Origin of the sequence: Marispirochaeta aestuarii (assembly GCF_002087085.1) — a bacterium.
Lineage (GTDB): Bacteria > Spirochaetota > Spirochaetia > JC444 > Marispirochaetaceae > Marispirochaeta > Marispirochaeta aestuarii.
Genome location: NZ_MWQY01000006.1, coordinates 198,027 through 216,258 on the forward strand (window position 1 = coordinate 198,027; position 18,232 = coordinate 216,258).

Below are 18,232 nucleotides of genomic sequence, written 5' to 3' on the forward strand. Positions count from 1 at the left end.
TCAGCTGGTGCTCCGTTTCGTGGTATTCTTCTTTTTTGATGTCTTTCCGGGAGAGCCGGAGGCGGATTTCTTTTCCTCCTGCTGCCATCGGCCGTCGGTGAAATAGGCCCGCCAGCCGCTGGCCTTTCCGTCCTTTTCGCTCATAAGGTAATGAATCTTTTCCTTACGGCTGAAACGGATAATTGCCTTGTTCCCCTGGGGATCCTCCGTGGGAGCATCGGCAAAATAACAATATTTCGGATCGATCTCATCCATATGCGACAGGATCTCCTCTACCAGAGGTGCCCGTGTTTCACGGTTCTTCGGGAATTTGCTCGCCGCAAGGAAAAGTCCCGCAGCCCCGTCCCGGAGAAGGTAGTGATCATCCACCTTTTCGCACTTGAGTTCCGGCATGGGAACCGGATCCATCTTGGGTGGTGCCGGCTCTCCGTTGCGCAGAAGCTTGCGGGTATTGCTGCACTCCTCGTTGGTACAGGCAAAGAATTTGCCGAAGCGTCCGGTTTTCAACTGCATCTCCGCCCCGCACTTATCGCACTCCAGGGTAGGCCCGTCGTAACCCTTGATCTTGAACCTGCCCTCCTCGACCTCGAAACCGGGACAGTCAGGATTATTACCGCAGATATGAAGCTTACGCCCCTCGTCGATCAGATAGGAATCCATGGCCGTGGCGCAGAGAGGACAGCGGTGCCTCTGAGTCAGGAGCCGGGCCTCCTCTTCATCGTCGGTATCCGCACGGACCACCTCATCCCCGGGGATAAGGTTCATGGTCTGCTTGCAGCGTTCCCTGGGGGGCAGGTTGTAGCCGGAGCAGCCGAGAAAAACCCCGGTGCTTCCTGTGCGTATCTGCATGTGTCGTCCGCAGGCGGGACAGGGAATATCCGTATCTGTAGGGGTATTGGGACGCATACCGTTCTTTTCTGAATAGGCCTCCGTGAGTTTATCGCTGAATCCGGCATAGAAGCTGTCCAGAACGGCCCGCCAGTTTCTGTGCCCCGCGGCGATCTCGTCCAGGGTCTCCTCCATGGCGGCGGTAAAATTATAATCCAGAAGATCGTTGAAATTCTCCACAAGACGATCGGTAACGATATCCCCGATTTTCTGGGCATAGAACCTGCGGTTCTCGAGTTTTACATATCCCCTGTCCTGGATCGTGGAAATAATCGCCGCGTAGGTGGAAGGACGGCCGATACCCCGTTTTTCAAGCTCCTTGACCAGGCTTGCCTCGGTATAGCGGGGTGCCGGTTTGGTAAAGTGCTGAGACGGGTCCAGTTTTTTCAGATTCAGTTGCTCCCCTTCCTTGAGGTCGGGCAGCACTATATCCTCATCGCTCTTGCCCTGGGGCGGCAGAACCTTCAGGTGACCGTCGAAGATGATTACCCGTCCCCTGGTCCTGAGTTCAAATTCCCCGGCTTTTACCGTGATCGAGGAACTCAAGTATTCTGCCGGGGGCATCTGGCTGGCGACAAAGCGCTGCCAGATCAACTCGTAGAGCCGCACCCCGTCGGAATCGATTCCCGTCAGATGTCCCGTCCGGATTCTTACATCCGAAGGACGGATTGCCTCATGGGCCTCCTGGGCCTGTTCTCCCGAGGCATAGATATTCGGCTGTTCCGGCAGATACTCACTTCCGTACTTCTCTTCGATATACCCACGACACATGTTCAGTGCCTCGGTACTCAAAGCGGTGGAGTCGGTACGCATGTAGGTAATGTACCCCGCCTCGTAGAGCCGCTGGGCCAGCATCATGGTCTTTTTTACGGAGAAACCGAGGCGTGTGCTGGCCGCCTGCTGAAGGGTGGAGGTAATAAAAGGCGGTTTCGGCCGGCTTTTGGTGGGCTTGTCCTGGCGGGAGTCGACAACGTACTCCGCCTTCTCAAGGAGCTTCAGGGCCTCATCGGTCTCCTCCCTGCTGCCCGGACGAAAATTCTTCCCGTCCCGCCGGGCTACCTGGAACCTGGCCTCCTCCCGGGAAGAATCCCGGAGAAGGTCGGCAAAGACCTCCCAGTACTCTTCGGGAACAAAGGAGCGGATCTCCCGTTCCCGCTCCACAACCAGACGAACCGCCACCGACTGTACCCGGCCGGCGGAGAGTCCCCGTGCAACCTTGGCCCATAAAAGCGGGGAGATCATAAATCCCACAACCCGGTCCAGAAAGCGACGGGTCTGCTGGGCCTCGACCCTGGAGCTGTCCACAACTCCGGGGTTCTTAAAGGCTTCTGTAATGGCGCTCTTGGTTATTTCGTTAAAAACCACCCGTTTGAAGCGCTGTTCATCGATCTCAAGAGCCTCCATCAGGTGCCAGGCGATGGCTTCCCCTTCGCGGTCAAGGTCGGTGGCAAGGTAGATGGTGTCGGACTTTTCCGCCTGGGCTTTCAGTTCCTTCAGGACCTTCTCTTTACCGGGAAGAATCTCGTAACGGGCGGCCCAGCCGTTTTCCGGATCAACCCCCATACGGGCAATGGACTGTTCCCTGGCCCGCTGTCTGCGGTATTCGTCCTTTTCCTCGGGAGACATCTTCCGGGTCCGGGCAGCAAGCCGGGCCCTTTCGCTGGGATCCATGGTTTTTCCGCCGTTTTTTCCCGATACGGGAAGGTCACGGATATGACCCACGCTGGATTTGACCACAAAGTCTTTACCGAGATATTTATTAATTGTCTTAGCCTTGGCAGGAGATTCTACAATCACCAATGATTTTGCCATATATGGATAACCGTTTTCCTTTCTGGATGCTCGAGGGGACTCCCTGAAAATAACGGTTCCTATGATCGTAGGAATTTTCTCAGTATGTCAAGGGTAACTGAAGCAGGCGGCCGATTCAGCAATATGCGGCTTTACCTGGTCAGATTCCGGGACACCTTGGGCCGTTTTCGGGGAAAGGGATTAATCTTGTCAAACTGTCCGTCCGTACCGTAGTACTTTCCTCCCGGCCGGAGGATTCTGACTTCAAAGTGCAGATGAGGTCCGGTGGAAGCTCCGGTGGATCCGATTTCTCCCAGTTTCTGATTGACTGATACCTTTACGCCCGCTCCAAGGGGCGATTTCTCGGCAAGATGGGAATAGAAGGTGCGCCAGGTGGTCGCCCTGGGATAGGCCTTGCGTATATCATCGGTGAGTTCGTGTTCAATTTCCAGAGTCCAGCCATAGCGTTCATCGAAGCTGTTCTGGGTAACAGTCCCGTCGGCCACGGAGACCACGTCCCCTGCGGGATTACCGTCCCGGATAATTTCACCGGCATAGTTGATAAGACTGATATTTGCCACGTTCATGATATCCACCGCGTAATGGGGCTGATAGCCCCCGGAACCCAGAGGATCAATCCGTTTATCCATGAAACCCGAGGTCATACGAAAACCTTTACCGTCGTTGGGCCTTCCGGGGACGCGAACGGGATAGACCATATCGGCGAAAGCCGGTTCGTAGAGGGAGAAGGGGATAATCTTTTCTTCGCTGGTCGCAAGAAGAATTCGCGCCTGGTATTCCTCGCTGGGAAGCTTGGACATCTCGTAGATAATCTCTCCGTAGCTGGCGGCCTCAAGGATATTCGCCGCAATCAGGCGGTAGGCCTCCTTGCGTGCCGGAAGACGATAGGTCAGCTCTTCCGCAAGACGCAGAACATTTATGTAGGCCTGTCTGCGGCTGAACTCAAAGTCCCGTTCCTTGTTGGCCAGGGTATCCTTGAGCACCTGAAGGTCCAGATCGGCATTGGAGATAAAGGACTGGATGTTCTCGAACTGCTCCTCCGATTCCATCTGATAACGGGTAATGGTATCGTCTATCTCCTGTTTTACCTTGGAGAGGGAGGTCAGCCGTACGGAAGAGAAAAAGGTAACCCCAAGAAGCAGAACAATCCCCGCGGCAAAAGCCGCATGGCTGAGGATACGGGTACGATGGGATCGGCTCAATGACCGCAGGATCGACTCATTCCCCTCGAGATCCACAATCAGGTCCTTGCCGGAGGCCTGCAGCTCCTCAGAATAGTAGAAGCCTGAAGGAGTTATCCCTTTATAGAGGACATCCAGTTTTTCATCCAGGTCCTTCAGTTCCGGAAGCAGGTCCTGCAGAAAAATCTGCCTGCCGTTCCGCTCCACATTGACGGTTTCCCAGACCGCGTGGTGATGAAAAGTCCAGCTTCTGAACAGCCGCCCCACCCCGTCCAGATTCTTCACCATCTCCTGAAACAGGAGAGAATCCCGGTCCAGAAGAGAGACCACCACAAAATAGCTGCCTCTGCCCCCCTTCCCCAGACGGCAGGGAACCGAAGGTGATGTATATGAGGAGCCATAGCCCAGACGACGCATCGAGAAATCGATAACCCGCTGAACCAGAGCATCCCTGGTTGCCTGTTTGTCCTTCTTCATACTACATACCCCATCCCATTGGGCATCCCTTCATTGTATACAGAGCTCCGGTCGTCATTGCTGGTTGTTTAGTTACACAAGTGGGCTGCTGTTGCTCGGTCTAAATAGTAAGAAAATAGTGCAAGAGTTTCAAGAGTTGAACAGGACATCCGGTAAATTCATCCATTTATTCCAAAATAGTCATTCAGCACCCCAAAAGGCCCTCTTGCATTTGCAAAAACTACACGGTAGCTTGAATGGTACATAGAACAACCATCCAAGGAGAACAGGCATGATTATCAAAGAGCAGGAGATGAAAAAGGACACCCAGCAGAATATGCGGGGAGGAAAAGGCAGCATCGAACTCAAGTTTCTCGTAGCCCCGGAAAAGATGCCCCATGGACGCATGATTGCACAGATCACCATTCCCGTGGGCGCAAGCATCGGGGAACACGAACACGTAAACGAAACAGAGTACTACATCATCACTGAAGGCGAAGGGACCGTCCGGGACAACGGCACAGATTATCCCGTCAAAGCCGGAGAGGTGGTGATGACCCCCAACGGATCCACCCACAGCATAGAGAATACCGGATCGGCGACCCTGAAAATGATCGCCGTAATTATCCTCGACTGAGAGCTTCTTTTATCCTCCCGAGACCTTCTTCCAGGAGGGTCCGGGGGGCTGCAAAATTCAGACGCATAAACCCTGAACCGCCGGTACCGAAACTCGCACCGGAATTGAGTCCCACTCTGGCCTCCCGGGCAAAAAAACGCGCCAGTTCGGAATCGTCCATCTCCATCTCACGGCAATCCAGCCATGAAAGGAAGCCGGCCTCCGGAAGGTTGGCCCGGATACCCGGACACCCGGCGGCAAGGAAATCCGCCGTCAGGCGCCGGTTTGCATCAAGGTACTCAACAAGTTCTGCCAGCCACTCGTCGCAGTCAGTGAAGGCCGCCCGTAAAGCGCACAGGCCGAAAAGATTGGGATGCCCCGTAATAGATCCGAGGGACTTCGTAAAAGTTCTCCGAAGAGCCGGATCCTCGATAATGGTAACGGAGGTAGCGAGCCCCGCCACATTGAAGGTCTTGGAAGCGGCAATGCAGCTTATGGTTCTTTGCCGGGCTTCCTCGCTCAGGCTGGCAAGGGGAGTATGCTGGTTTTCCGGGTAGACGATCTCCCCGTGGATCTCATCGGATACAAGGGTCAGCTCGTATCGGGAGGCTATCTGAACAAGAGACTCCAACTCCTCCCGGGTCCAGACACGGCCCACCGGATTATGGGGACTGCATAAAAGAAGCATCTTCGCATCCCGGGCCTTATTTTCAAGATCTTCATAATCGATCTCCCAGCGACCATCTTCAGTACAGCGGAGAGGGCTCTCGACCACCCGTCGCCCCTCTTCCCGAACGAGAGAGAAGAAGGGTGGATATACCGGCGGCATAACCAGGACCCCATCTCCAGGTTCCGTGCAGGCCCGTACAGCAACAGTTACGGCGGGAACAACCCCGGGGGTAAAGATTACATCATTTTCGACCAGGGGCCAGTTGTACAAACGCCGCATCCGACTCAAAACCGCATTGACGGTGGCATCATCGGCCCCGGTATAACCGTACACCGGGTGCTCCACCCGTTCGGTCAAGGCGCGGATAACCGGTCCCGGGGCGGGAAAATCCATGTCCGCGACCCACATGGGAAGAACATCACTGCTGCCGTAGAGCTTTTCAGTAAGCTCCCATTTAATCGATCCGCTTCCCCGGCGGTCGATAATCTCGTCAAAGAGGGATTTTTTCATAGGCCCATAGTAGCGATGAAAACCCGCAGGGTAAAGCTCGCGAGGATCATTTTCCATCTCTTCACCAAAAGGAGAGTTCCCGGTATACTGGCAGGGAACTGGAGGATGAATGCACCGCTTATACGATGAAAAAGACTGCGTCTATAAAGGCGCCTCCATAAACGAAACCATCGATTACTATTTCGAAAGCCATGAGCAGATACCCGGGGCACGAAACCAGCTTAATGCCGCCCTGAGCCAGGCAAAAAAGAGCGGAGAGAATGTTATCTCGGCAAAAACCGGCCTCACCGCAGCCTGGGACAACCGGAACCAGGAGTACCTGCTGATTGCCAAGAACGAATATAATCCCGCCAATCTGGCCGCCGCCCTTTTCGATCTTCTGGTGGAAGACCCCGGTGCGGTCGACCTCGACGAGTCCCTCAAGGATGTGGACACCCTGATTGACCGTTATATCGGCCGCATTGAGCAGATGGAGGAGCTTGATTTCAGCACCGAGAAGGGCTCCCTGAAGAATCTGATGCGGACCCTGCGGGAGAGCCTTCACCTTGTGGACGAGACCGAGCTTACGGAAGCTGAAATGGAACGTCTCTCGGACCAGATTGACCAGGAGTTCTACGCCCCCGCAGCGGAGCTGCTTGAGAAGATCCTGGAGCGGGTGGCCATTCCCCTCAAACTGGCGAACGCGGAGAACTAGCTCTCCGCGGCACTCCCTGCCAGGCCGATCTGCTCCGCCACCGGTCGCATCCCCGTGATGGTTTCCGAGATGAGCTCCGAAAGTTCCATTCCCAGCATTTCCGCACCCTGGGCGATAATCTCCCGGTTAGCCCCCGCAGCAAAGGCCTTCTGATTCCACTTTTTCTTTACCGATTTCGCGCTCATATCCAGAATACTCTTTGAAGGCCGCACAAGGGCTGTAGCGGTTACCAGTCCCGTAAGCTCGTCGGTGGCAAAGAGGACCTTTTCCATATCGCTTTTCGGCTCTACCTCGGTGACGATACCCCAGCCGTGACTCACAACAGCCCGGACGAGTTCCTCCGGCCAGCCTCGCTCTTTAAGAATCTCCTCCGTCTTTTTGCAGTGCTCTTCCGGCCATTTTTCGTAGTCAAGATCATGGACAAGCCCCACCACCCCCCAGACCTCGGCATCCCCTCTAAAGCGGGGAGCAAAATGACGCATAACCGCTTCCACGCTGAGGGCATGCTTTATCAGGCTTTCGCTCTGATTGTACTCTGTTAAAAGCGCGTAGGCTTCTTCTCGCGTCGGAAAGTCAGACATCGCTGCGGACTCCTTTCAGATTGAATTATCGATCAGGATGATTCTACCACATTCCGCTTGCCGCCGCACGCCCCTGCAGGGTATGCTTAAGGCCGTATGAAAGGTGTAATTGTCGCTGCCGGCTACGGAACCCGCTTTTTACCGGTGACCAAAACAATCCCCAAAGAGATGCTGCCCCTGATAGACAGACCGGCCATCGATTTTATCATGGACGAATTTGCCGCCGCGGGTATTCATGAGGTGCTAATAATCAGTTCCCGCAGAAAGAAATCCCTGGAGGACTACTTTGACCGGGAGGTCGAGCTGGAATCGGTCTTTAAAAAAGAGGGAGCCACGGACAAGCTCGCCAGAATTGAACCGTCTGACATGAAGGTATTCTTTACCCGGCAGAAGGAGATGCGCGGTACCGGAGACGCCCTGCTCTGCGCCCGTCCATTCTGCAGCGACGAGCCTTTTATCGTCGCCTATCCCGACGACCTGCACTTCGGCGAGGTACCCCTTGCACGGCAGCTTGTCTCCGTCTACGAAAAAACCGGCTGCTCCGTGATGTCCACCCTGCACGATCCGCCGAATCTGGAACGCTACGGCGTTCTGGCTCTGGCAGACGACGGCCTGCATGTTACAGACATCGTGGAAAAACCCGCACCGGGAACTGAACCCAGCAGAGAGGCCTCCATCGGCCGTTTTCTCCTTACGCCGGAGATTTTTGAACATCTGGAAGACGGCTGGCAGAAACACCTGACGGGGCCGAAGCCGGAAAGCGAGTACTTCCACGTTTACGCTTTAAAGAAGCTGATGGACGCCGGGAAGGTCGTCTACCACCCCATAGAGGGAGAACGCCTGGACACGGGGGCTCCGGCCGGCTATCTTCGTGCCCTGCTGCGTTACGCGGCAAGGGACCCGGAGCTGGCCGCGGAGATACGCTCAGCCGCCGCGGAATTAGAATAAAAGAGCTTACAGCCGCTATAAGATCTCTGTGTTATCCGAGCCTCCGTGGCAAATCTCACAATCCTTCCCATCCTGTATATCTTTGTTCCGCTTTTTTCCTTACTCTCCAGAACGGTTCAAACGCTCCAGTCTGTCGTAGAATCCCCGGACATCCTCATCACGTCCCCGCTTAATGGCGCCTGCGGACCAGATCCGGAGTTTCTTTTGCAGCATCGCCCGGGTCTCATGGCGACAATCCCGCGGCAAGCGATCCTGTTCCAGCAGCCGGAAAAGGGCTTCAATGCGGAACCCTTCGATCTGGCCGTGTTTTTCAGAAAGCTGCTCCCAATCTCCTGCTCTTTTAACAGTGAGGGCTTCATCAAGGTAAGAGACAAGGTAACGGCTGGTTACACGCAGCCAGAACTCGTAATCCTCCGCGACCTCCAGGGATTCGTCGAAACCCCCGAGTTCCTCGAAGACTGCCTTCCGCATCAGTACCGTGGAGGGACCGATGGTACACTTCCAGAGGGCATCGGAAAAAATGTTTCCCTCCCGAACGTGCTTCTGCCCCTTCTGGCTGACCGTTTTTGCTCCCCGCCGCCAGTGCTCGCGAGTGTGGATCAGAGGTACATCCGGCTGTGCATCCAGCAGGGGTACCTGTCGTGCGAGTTTCTCCGGCAGCCAGAGATCATCGGAATCGAGAAAGGCAATGTATTCACCCTGTGCTGCTTCCACCCCGCGGTTGCGTACTGCCCCGGGCATTCCGCAGTGAGGAATCTGCAGATAGCGAATATCCTCATCGTTTCTGAGCCTGGGGGTCTCGTCATCGGAACCGTCATCGACGACAATCAGCTCAAAGTCCCAGAACGACTGGGCTCTGACTGATTCGACTGCTTCGGTGAGCAGGGGATAACGGTTGTAGGCTGGAATTATGATGGAGACTCGGGGATTATCCATAGACTGCCGATAAGTATAGGGGGCTTTTAGCGTTGAGGACAAGCGTTGGAAATGCACAGGGCATGGGGTATATTCTAAAGACAGTGAAAAGCAGTTTTCTCCTGATTACTTCAGTACTTCTCGTTATTTTTTTTGCCGGCTGTCAGGAAGCCGTCGGCGGGTTTGAGGAGTATGCAGGGGTGAACCTGATCGAGACCCATCCTTTCGATCCCCCTGTCCCCACGGATTGGCTGCTTTCCAACGGAACCTACGTCAACTTCACCGACCGGACTGCCGCGGATGCCACCGGACTGCCGTCCTCCGCGGATATCAGCGGGCTGACGATCCCGAATCTCGCGGCGAATGGAGATTTCGAGAACGGTACTACCGGCTGGACCAACGGCGGTTCTACAACAATAGCTATCGACAGCGGCGCCATCGATGACGATACCCTGGACTTTGTAATCGGGGATGCAGGAGCAATGATCACCTACAATCTTTTGACCCTGACAGATTTCGATGCGGCCTCATCGTATCGCTTCCTTTTTTCCTATCAGATGAAATCCGGTTACGGAGCATACCTTTTCTTTGAGGTGAACGACGGAGTCAGTGAAATATCCGATCTATGGAAGCCGGAACCTGCAACAACTACATTATCCTATGAGTTCCCCTATGATGCACCGGGTGATTCATCCGCGGTCAGTCAGCTGGACGGGTCCCCTTTTTTTGCGATAGGTTCCGTACTCGGCAGCCCTGATGTTTCCACCCAGGCAGGATACCTGGATAACTTCCGGGTTGTCCGTACCCATGTTGCACCGACCCTTATTACGGACGCTACAACAGTGCTGGACAAATCCGTCTATTTCGATGTGCCCCTGGTCGAGACCGGACGGCTGCCCCTGGTTTCGGGGACCTACCGTTTTTCTGTCTGGATCCGCCGGGAAGAAAGCGCATTCCTTACGCCATTGACGCAGAACAGCTTCCAGTCGAACGGCATCAGTCTGCGCATGGCTAACCTGGGAGACGGCTCCAGTCATACAGCATTCATCCCCGCCGATTCAAGCTGGAGTTCGTGGCAGAAGGTCTCGGTCACTGGTTCTCTTGAGATCGATTCAAGCACAGATCCGGCGCTGCGTCTTTCCATTATGCCGACCCTCGGCATTGATCAGGATTGCGGAACAATGCTGGTCGCAGTTCCTGAGCTGATGCTGATTCCCTGATACAGCGATTTTTCTATTTTACCACCATCACCTTGCGGTATTCATCGATTCCCGGAGCCACGACTCTGATAAAGTAGATACCCCTGGCAACTTCCCGTCCGCCGCGGTTACGCCCGTCCCAGGTTGCAGTGTGCTCTCCGGCGGCCTGGTTTCCGCGCTGAATTATATCAACCACATCGCCGTCAAGTCCGAATACGGTAATGGTTACCATACCGCTTTCAGAAAGCTCATAGGAGAGTACAGCCCGTTCGCCGTCCCCGGGATTGATAACGTTACCCAGAATGGTTACCCCGCCGGTCTGACGGCTTATATCCCGTATGGGCAAAATCCAGGGTGCTATTCTTCTCGGGTCCTCGGGATCGAGACTTCTGACACAGTAGAGGGGCCCCAGGCGGAAGATAAACTCAAGGTCCGCTCCTGAAACAATTTCCGGATCACCCCCGGGAACCAGATAGTCCCTCAGGGCACCGACTCCGCCAAAGGACGAGACATAGCGTACATCGCCGTTGGCGACCCCGTTAAATTCCGTGATGATTGTCGGAAGCCAGAGATTTCCCGGTCCGGCGAGGGTTACCGGCAAGGGGTTTACATCGTAGATAAGGTTCATTGTATCGGCAGCCGCAACCGTCGGCAGGATTCTCGCTTCCAGGGTAAAATCGGTATCCATGATCTTTCCTGAGCCGTCGAATTCCCGAACTGTACTGAAGTTTGTTCCAAAGGTATTGTCCTGATGCAGTCTGTCGCTCGCCCAGACCGGACTGACAACGCCGATACCAAGGGAACTCAGACGTACCGCTTCCGTGGCTGCAGCATTTGAGAACTGGTCCTCAAGATTCGCCGTCATTCCATATCCGTTTGCTGGAAAGTCGACGATCTCTTCCATATCCAGAGGGGAATCGAGGTGCAGATAGAGCTCCTTGGCGCCGTCCAGTTCGGTACTCAGGACTTCCACTGAATTAATTGTGTAGCTCGCCGGTGGAACGAAGGCGAAATCCGCCGGAGTGATCGGGTCTCCTGATACAGGGTTACCTGCCGTCTGATAAACAGGTTCCGAGAACTTAAGATAGATCTTGTCGTCCCCCGGTACAGCCAGGGAGTAAAGAATCCGCGGGGGAGTTCGCTCCAGGCACATGGTGCTGGTTATAGAGCTCAGGACATTACCGGCAAGGTCCGTGACATACTGATCGGCGGATGAAGGATTATAGGTTAAATAGAGCTGATCGAGCTCCGTGAATCCCCGGTTTTCCGCAAAGGAAACGGAAAAATAGGGATCGTCAAGCGAAGGATTTGCAACCGTTCCAAAGAGGGAGGTATCGTTCACCGTTGAACTGAAAACCGGAGAAGGGATATTGTCGACAATTCCCGAGGCGGAATTATCCAGTCCAAAGGCTGTCAAAGCTGCTGCTGTAACCGAACTGTCCCGGATCCCCTTCCACGGTTCCGAGGGGGTCCCGGTAACGCCGTCGGGGTGATCAGCCGATGAATCCCAGCTTGCACTCTCGTCGTCCAGAACATGTAGCTCGATGGTGTCTATAATGGTATTACCGCCTGAGTCGCGTACAATAATCTCACTTGCCGTCGGCGTTGTGGAATCGGGAAAGGGCGCGATCTTCGGTTTTACGACATCCCAGCCGGCGAAAGACGATGCCGGATCAAGATAGATCTCCCTTTCGTCAATACCGCCAGTCAGAGGATCATCCTGCAGGGATGCCCCGGTATTCAGGGGATTTCCGTTGCCCGAAGGTCCGTCGGTTTTATCCCGGATGTTCGGATGAGCAAGAACTGCGGGCACTACGCCCAGGGATACGGGGTCGTCCGCCTGCAGCAAGTAACCGGGATAGATTGTTCCGTTATTATAGCCGCCGGCATAGATAAAAAGTTCATGGCCGTCGAACATCTCCAGGGATTCCCCGGGAAGTCCGTCCGTGGAGTCTGTGTCCAGGTCTCCGGCATAGGAGAAAAATCCGTTCACACTTACCGTGCCCAGGCCATCCGCTGCCCCGCCGTAGTCGCCGGCGCCCAGGGTGGTCTGGGCCCGCTGATTCGTATGCGGCACTGTCTCAGGATCCAGACTTCCGATCTGGACGTCCTCTGAATACTGCAGCCGGAAATAGTTATGGTAGTCCCGGTTATCTCCGGTGGCCCCCTGGCGCCCGGCCATGAGCTTGACCAGAACCGGGTCACAGCGGTCCAGCGTTTCAGTGTACTGATTACCCCCCACCCTGTGGACAACCCTGTTTTTATGTTCGTCCAGCAAAGTTATATAGCTTGTCCCGTTTGCTTTAACGATATAAATATCAGGTACGATGTTTCCCGGGTTCTGGCCCAGATAATTGGTACTTGTCGCCTGACCGGCTGCGGGAGGTGCGGCGGTAAAATCGTTATAGTCATCCGCCTGGGTAACCGTACTGCCGTGGGCATCGGTCCGCCAGGTCGTATTTCCATTCCGGAAAATGAAGTAACGGCTTTCGGTCCCGGCCGCCAGGGCGCCAAGATCGGCCGCGGAGGCATCCGACAGACGTACAGCGGTAAAGTCCTGGGTCGGTGCAGCGTTGACAAAAATTAGGTCGGCATCCAGAATCTGTCCGATCTCGTTATTGCTGTTTTCCAGAGCTTCGCTGAACTCTATAAAAATCTCATAATCGCTGATGGTATAGGCCTGGACGATGTCGGGCGCAGTAAAATCCCACTGTGTGTTCCCGAGCCCGTCCGTCGCTTCAGCAGCAGCCACCCAACCGCCCGAGGCCGTCGAGTCCGCCACCGTTGCATTATAGGCTTCTGCGAAAGCCGCGGAAGAGTCAGCGTTATTGGGGATATTCAGGGAGAAGGCTCCACTGTTCATATCTGCACCGTTAAGGTAGAAGTTGCCCCCCACTGTCAGTATCGCTGAATTAAGAGAGGCTAAGCCCCCGGAATATGTCGCCTCGGAAGGTCCGATACCAAGTCCCGGGAAGTTACCAAGTCTGATTCCAGCCGCGCCCTCACCCGCCGGGCCATAGAGGGCCACGTTCGGATTTGCCAGAATATTCCCGGGATAGGAACCGTCGGCAGTGCGAACCGGATGGTCGTATTCGAACAGATTAGCGATACCGGTGTCCGGATCAGTATCAGCATAGGCTGCGCCGAGAAAAACGAGGTCCTGATTTATATTGAGAGCAACATTCGACACACCAAGCTGTCCGCTGTAGAGGACCAGGTTTTGGGCTGATAATGTTGAACCGGCGATAACATCGATGGTTTTGTTCGGCGCAAAGACATGCAGATCCATCGCAAAAACCATGTTTCCCGAAGGTTGGAGGAATAGGGTGTTGATTCCCGCAACGGACTCATACATGAAGGTGGTGGATTGAAAATTGATATTGTTCGCATCGGTAACAAAGCGTTTATTAACATTCGCAACAGGCAGAAGAATGCCGTTGCTGCCGCCGTCATAATTCTGGAGACTGCCGGAGTAGTAATTCGCTCCTGCCAGAATCAGCTGACCCGGGGTTGCAGTACCGTCATCGTCGGCGTCCATTGTAATCTGCCCGGTAACCCCGGGGGTTCCGACTGTCCCGACTCCGTTGGCGGTGATTATGTGCCCTTCCACCAGGAGCGAGGAGAGAGGATCCGTCGCGCCCACAAGGCCCAGGACGATATCGCCGTAAGTGAAGGCGGCACCCGTGGTAGTATCGATGGCCAGGGAGTTGGTTCCGGCTGAATCGATAGCCGCTCCGGCAGCAAAAAGTACCGAACCGGCATTCCCGTCATCCCCACCCTCGGTATCAATTGTGAGATTGGCGGAAACCTCAATATCCGTCGAGCCGGTGACATCCACATTACCACCTTCCGTCTGAATCAGCACACCCCCCAGAGTAAGGGTTCCGACTGCATCAAAATCGATGGCAGTAAGACGGGTTACATTCCCGATGCTTGCAACGGAGACATCAGCACCGTCAATATCGAGACTGTACGCGCCGTTCAAGTTGAGACCGGAAGAGTCGACGTTGCCGTTCGTACTGGTAATGACGCTGTTGCTCAGGAGACTTGCATTGTCACCCGCATCGGTGCCGCTGAAGTCGATATTCCCGTCAACCGTCATTATGCCGTTCAGGCTGATATTGCTGGCACTCGTAATCGTCAGGGCGCTTCCGCCGTTATCCAGCGTCACCGTTCCGAAACTCACCGTCTCAAGCCCGCCGCCTACTGTATCAATCTCCAGGGTCGCCGCCACTGAATCGGTCAGCGTCGTCCCGTCAAAGACAATATTGTCGTTACTGGTCGTCACCGTCACGTTGCCCGGAAGATTCGTCGCAAGGGAACCGGCAAAATTCACCTCGCCGTTCGTGCTGATATCCCCGTTCAGGTTCGCCACCGTCGTCGCGTCCACATCAAGGCCGGCAAGTAGTGCGCCGCCTGTAGCGTTTACCAGCGGCAGGTTCACCGTCGCTCCATCGATGTTCAGCGCCTCTCCGCCGTTCACCCCGCTGATCGACTCATTCACCGTCACGGTGTCCGCAGCACTCACCGTCGCGCTCGTATCCACATGAAGCGGTATTCCCGCAGCCACCGTTATGTCGCTGCCCGCAGCAGTATCCGCCACAAGGTTCGCGTTCAGCACAAGACTCGCCCCGGCGTTCACTACAATGCTTCCGGCTGTGTTGTTCTGGACCGTCGTAATGACCACATCCGAACCGGAACCCGCAGCACTCCCGGACTCAAGGGTCGCCGTCGTCCCGATGACGTTTCCGCCGTTTATCGTCAGATCCTCGGTTCCCGTATCGTTGGTATCCGCACTCACTGCGGCAGTTCCGTTCGCCGTAAGCGCAGCTCCAACCGTAACCGCCCCCAGGTTGTCGATATCGATGTTCCCGGCAGTGCTCGTTACCGTCTGACCTATAGTCATCAGGTTGTCCGCCACCCCGTCGATATCGATCAGCCCCGTCGCAGTAACCGCTCCGCTGTAACCCACCGTCCCTGCACTCACCGTCAGCGTGGACAGGGCATCCGCCTGTCCCGTGGCGGACAGTCCCACCGTTCCGCTGTTTGCCGTCAGCGTCAGGGCATACGTGTTCCCCGCGGCGCTGTCCACGGGCGCCCCGGTAAAATCGATCCCGCCGGCACTACTCGTTATCGATACAGCCGCCGCGGTCAGGGTTATGTCGTTCCCGTTGGTAAAGTCGATGGCCCCGGATACGTCGATAGCCCCCGAAAGCCTCACCTCCAGGGCATCGGTAAAGATCAGGGTATCGATGGTATCCACCTGCCCGACACTGGCCAGACTGATAACCCCGCCGCTTCCCGCGTTCAGGGTCAGCGCGTACTCATTACCCCCGTCGTCCTCGATACCGAGGGTCGTAAAGTCTATGTTCCCGCCGGTCAGCGTTGACCCGGCGTTGGTCGTATCGATCGTCCGATCCGCTCCAACCAGGTTCACCGCCGTGGCCGTCCCGGCAAAGCTTATCGCCCCTCCGTCGGTCAGGACGTTCGCCCCCAGCTCCACGCTGGCGGCTGTCTGGAAGACTGTCTGCCCAACACTGTTCAGGCTGTTCCCGTCCACCACCACCGAGCCGTTCGTTCCGGCCCCGCCGGTCTGAAAGGTTACCGTCGTCCCCCCGACGTTCGCACCCACCTGCAGGTCGTGGGTCGGGTCGTTGTCGTCGCTGTCCGCGGTTGCCGTTACCGTGCCCAGGGAAGCAAGTACCGCCCCGTTGATGTCCACCGCTCCGGTTCCGCTTATGACGATGTTGTCCCCCGTCGCGGTAATCGTGCCGTCAATCGTCAGGGGGTCCCCTGCAACCCCCGCTTCGCTTATGGAGACCGCGGGACTTGCGCCGCCGGAGGAGACAATAGCCCCTTCCAGGATTACCACGTCGCCGCTGACTGTAATCCGGCTCACTGCTGTCGAGTTGCCGACACCGGCCAGCCGCACCGTTCCGCTGTCGGCTGTTACGCTCAGGGTCTGGTTTCCGTTGATATTTACATCGTTACCGTTCAGGTCCCCGTCTGCCAGATCAATACTCCCGTTTGTGGAGGTGATCGCAGACGTCCCGGCCAGGGAAATACTGTCTCCTGCATCGGCCCCGTCCAGGTCTATATTCCCGTCCACCGTCATTATGCCGTTCAGGCTGATGTTGCTGGCACTCGTAATCGTCAGGGCGCTGCCAGCGTTGTCCAGGCTCACCGAGCCGAAACTGACGGTTTCAAGCCCGCCGCCTACTGTATCAATCTCCAGGGTCGCCGCCACTGAATCGGTCAGCGTCGTCCCGTCAAAGACAATATTGTCGTTACTGGTCGTCACCGTCACGTTGCCCTGAAGATTCGTCGCAAGGGAACCGGCAAAATTCACCTCGCCGTTCGTGCTGATATCCCCGTTCAGGTTCGCCACCGTCGTCGCGTCCACATCAAGGCCGGCAAGCAGTGCGCCGCCTGTAGCGTTTACCAGCGGCAGGTTCACCGTCGCTCCATCGATGTTCAGCGCCTCTCCGCCGTTCACCCCGCTGATCGACTCATTCACCGTCACGGTGTCCGCAGCACTCACCGTCGCGCTCGTATCCACATGAAGCGGTATTCCCGCAGCCACCGTTATGTCGCTGCCCGCAGCAGTATCCGCCACAAGGTTCGCGTTCAGCACAAGACTCGCCCCGTCGTTCACTACAATGTTTCCGGTTGTTTTGTTATGGACCGTCGTAATGACCACATCCGAACCGGAACCCGCAGCACTCCCGGACTCAAGGGTCGCCGTCGTCCCGATGACGTTTCCGCCGTTTATCGTCAGATCCTCGGTTCCCGTATCGTTGGTATCCGCACTCACTGCGGCAGTTCCGTTCGCCGTAAGCGCAGCTCCAACCGTAACCGCCCCCAGGTTGTCGATATCGATGTTCCCGGCAGTGCTCGTTACCGTCTGACCTATAGTCATCAGGTTGTCCGCCACCCCGTCGATATCGATCAGCCCCGTCGCAGTAACCGCTCCGCTGTAACCCACCGTCCCTGCACTCACCGTCAGCGTGGACAGGGCATCCGCCTGTCCCGTGGCGGACAGTCCCACCGTTCCGCTGTTTGCCGTCAGCGTCAGGGCATACGTGTTCCCCGCGGCGCTGTCCACGGGCGCCCCGGTAAAATCGATCCCGCCGGCACTACTCGTTATCGATACAGCCGCCGCGGTCAGGGTTATGTCGTTCCCGTTGGTAAAGTCGATGGCCCCGGATACGTCGATAGCCCCCGAAAGCCTCACCTCCAGGGCATCGGTAAAGATCAGGGTATCGATGGTATCCACCTGCCCGACACTGGCCAGACTGATAACCCCGCCGCTTCCCGCGTTCAGGGTCAGCGCGTACTCATTACCCCCGTCGTCCTCGATACCGAGGGTCGTAAAGTCTATGTTCCCGCCGGTCAGCGTTGACCCGGCGTTGGTCGTATCGATCGTCCGATCCGCTCCAACCAGGTTCACCGCCGTGGCCGTCCCGGCAAAGCTTATCGCCCCTCCGTCGGTCAGGACGTTCGCCCCCAGCTCCACGCTGGCGGCTGTCTGGAAGACTGTCTGCCCAACACTGTTCAGGCTGTTCCCGTCCACCACCACCGAGCCGTTCGTTCCGGCCCCGCCGGTCTGAAAGGTTACCGTCGTCCCCCCGACGTTCGCACCCACCTGCAGGTCGTGGGTCGGGTCGTTGTCGTCGCTGTCCGCGGTTGCCGTTACCGTGCCCAGGGAAGCAAGTACCGCCCCGTTGATGTCCACCGCTCCGGTTCCGCTTATGACGATGTT

Annotated in this window: 10 protein-coding genes; 4 read left to right on the forward strand and 6 right to left on the reverse strand. The window is 56.2% G+C overall.

Annotation, left to right across the window (positions count from 1 at the left end; all coding sequences use genetic code 11):
- Together topA and B4O97_RS07095 are read right to left on the reverse strand one after the other, a co-directional pair.
- Positions 1-2,700 (reverse strand): type I DNA topoisomerase, encoded by a 2,700-nt coding sequence (gene topA, locus B4O97_RS07090; RefSeq protein ID WP_083049536.1) that lies wholly within the window; start codon positions 2,698-2,700, stop codon positions 1-3.
- 131 nt (positions 2,701-2,831) lie between these two features.
- Positions 2,832-4,358, reverse strand: a complete 1,527-nt coding sequence (locus B4O97_RS07095) for a M23 family metallopeptidase (RefSeq protein ID WP_083049537.1) — start codon at positions 4,356-4,358, stop codon at positions 2,832-2,834.
- 271 nt (positions 4,359-4,629) lie between these two features.
- On the opposite strand from B4O97_RS07095, the gene B4O97_RS07100 reads away from it, so the two are divergent.
- Positions 4,630-4,974: a cupin domain-containing protein gene (locus tag B4O97_RS07100; protein ID WP_083049539.1), complete on the forward strand. Its 345-nt coding sequence runs from the start codon at positions 4,630-4,632 to the stop codon at positions 4,972-4,974.
- Here B4O97_RS07100 and B4O97_RS07105 read toward each other — a convergent pair.
- Positions 4,961-6,190, reverse strand: coding sequence for a MalY/PatB family protein (locus tag B4O97_RS07105; protein ID WP_083049541.1), 1,230 nt, complete (start codon positions 6,188-6,190; stop codon positions 4,961-4,963). The genes B4O97_RS07100 and B4O97_RS07105 overlap by 14 nt on opposite strands.
- A gap of 52 nt (positions 6,191-6,242) precedes the next feature.
- On the opposite strand from B4O97_RS07105, the gene B4O97_RS07110 reads away from it, so the two are divergent.
- Complete coding sequence (locus B4O97_RS07110; RefSeq protein WP_083049543.1) at positions 6,243-6,827, forward strand: hypothetical protein; 585 nt, start codon at positions 6,243-6,245, stop codon at positions 6,825-6,827.
- Here B4O97_RS07110 and B4O97_RS07115 read toward each other — a convergent pair.
- A complete protein-coding gene (locus B4O97_RS07115) occupies positions 6,824-7,408 on the reverse strand; it encodes an HDIG domain-containing metalloprotein (RefSeq protein ID WP_083049545.1) in 585 nt (194 codons plus the stop codon). The two genes, B4O97_RS07110 and B4O97_RS07115, sit on opposite strands and share 4 nt — an antisense overlap.
- Before the next feature lie 96 nt (positions 7,409-7,504).
- Here B4O97_RS07115 and B4O97_RS07120 point away from each other — a divergent pair, with 96 nt between their 5' ends.
- Positions 7,505-8,356 (forward strand): UTP--glucose-1-phosphate uridylyltransferase, encoded by an 852-nt coding sequence (locus tag B4O97_RS07120; RefSeq protein WP_083049547.1) that lies wholly within the window; start codon positions 7,505-7,507, stop codon positions 8,354-8,356.
- A gap of 99 nt (positions 8,357-8,455) precedes the next feature.
- Here the strand turns inward: B4O97_RS07120 and B4O97_RS07125 are convergent, their stop codons facing one another.
- Positions 8,456-9,292 carry a glycosyltransferase family 2 protein gene (locus tag B4O97_RS07125; RefSeq protein ID WP_083049548.1) on the reverse strand — a complete coding sequence of 279 codons (837 nt, stop codon included), beginning with the start codon at positions 9,290-9,292 and terminating at the stop codon, positions 8,456-8,458.
- Between the two features lie 83 nt (positions 9,293-9,375).
- Between B4O97_RS07125 and B4O97_RS07130 the strand changes: the two genes are divergently transcribed.
- The gene (locus B4O97_RS07130) at positions 9,376-10,491 is read left to right on the forward strand and encodes a hypothetical protein (protein WP_143305586.1); all 1,116 of its coding nucleotides are present in this window, start codon (positions 9,376-9,378) and stop codon (positions 10,489-10,491) included.
- Positions 10,492-10,504: 13 nt separating this feature from the next.
- Here the strand turns inward: B4O97_RS07130 and B4O97_RS07135 are convergent, their stop codons facing one another.
- The gene (locus tag B4O97_RS07135) at positions 10,505-18,205 is read right to left on the reverse strand and encodes a FlgD immunoglobulin-like domain containing protein (RefSeq protein ID WP_233142978.1); all 7,701 of its coding nucleotides are present in this window, start codon (positions 18,203-18,205) and stop codon (positions 10,505-10,507) included.
- Between the last annotated feature and the right edge of the window lie 27 nt (positions 18,206-18,232).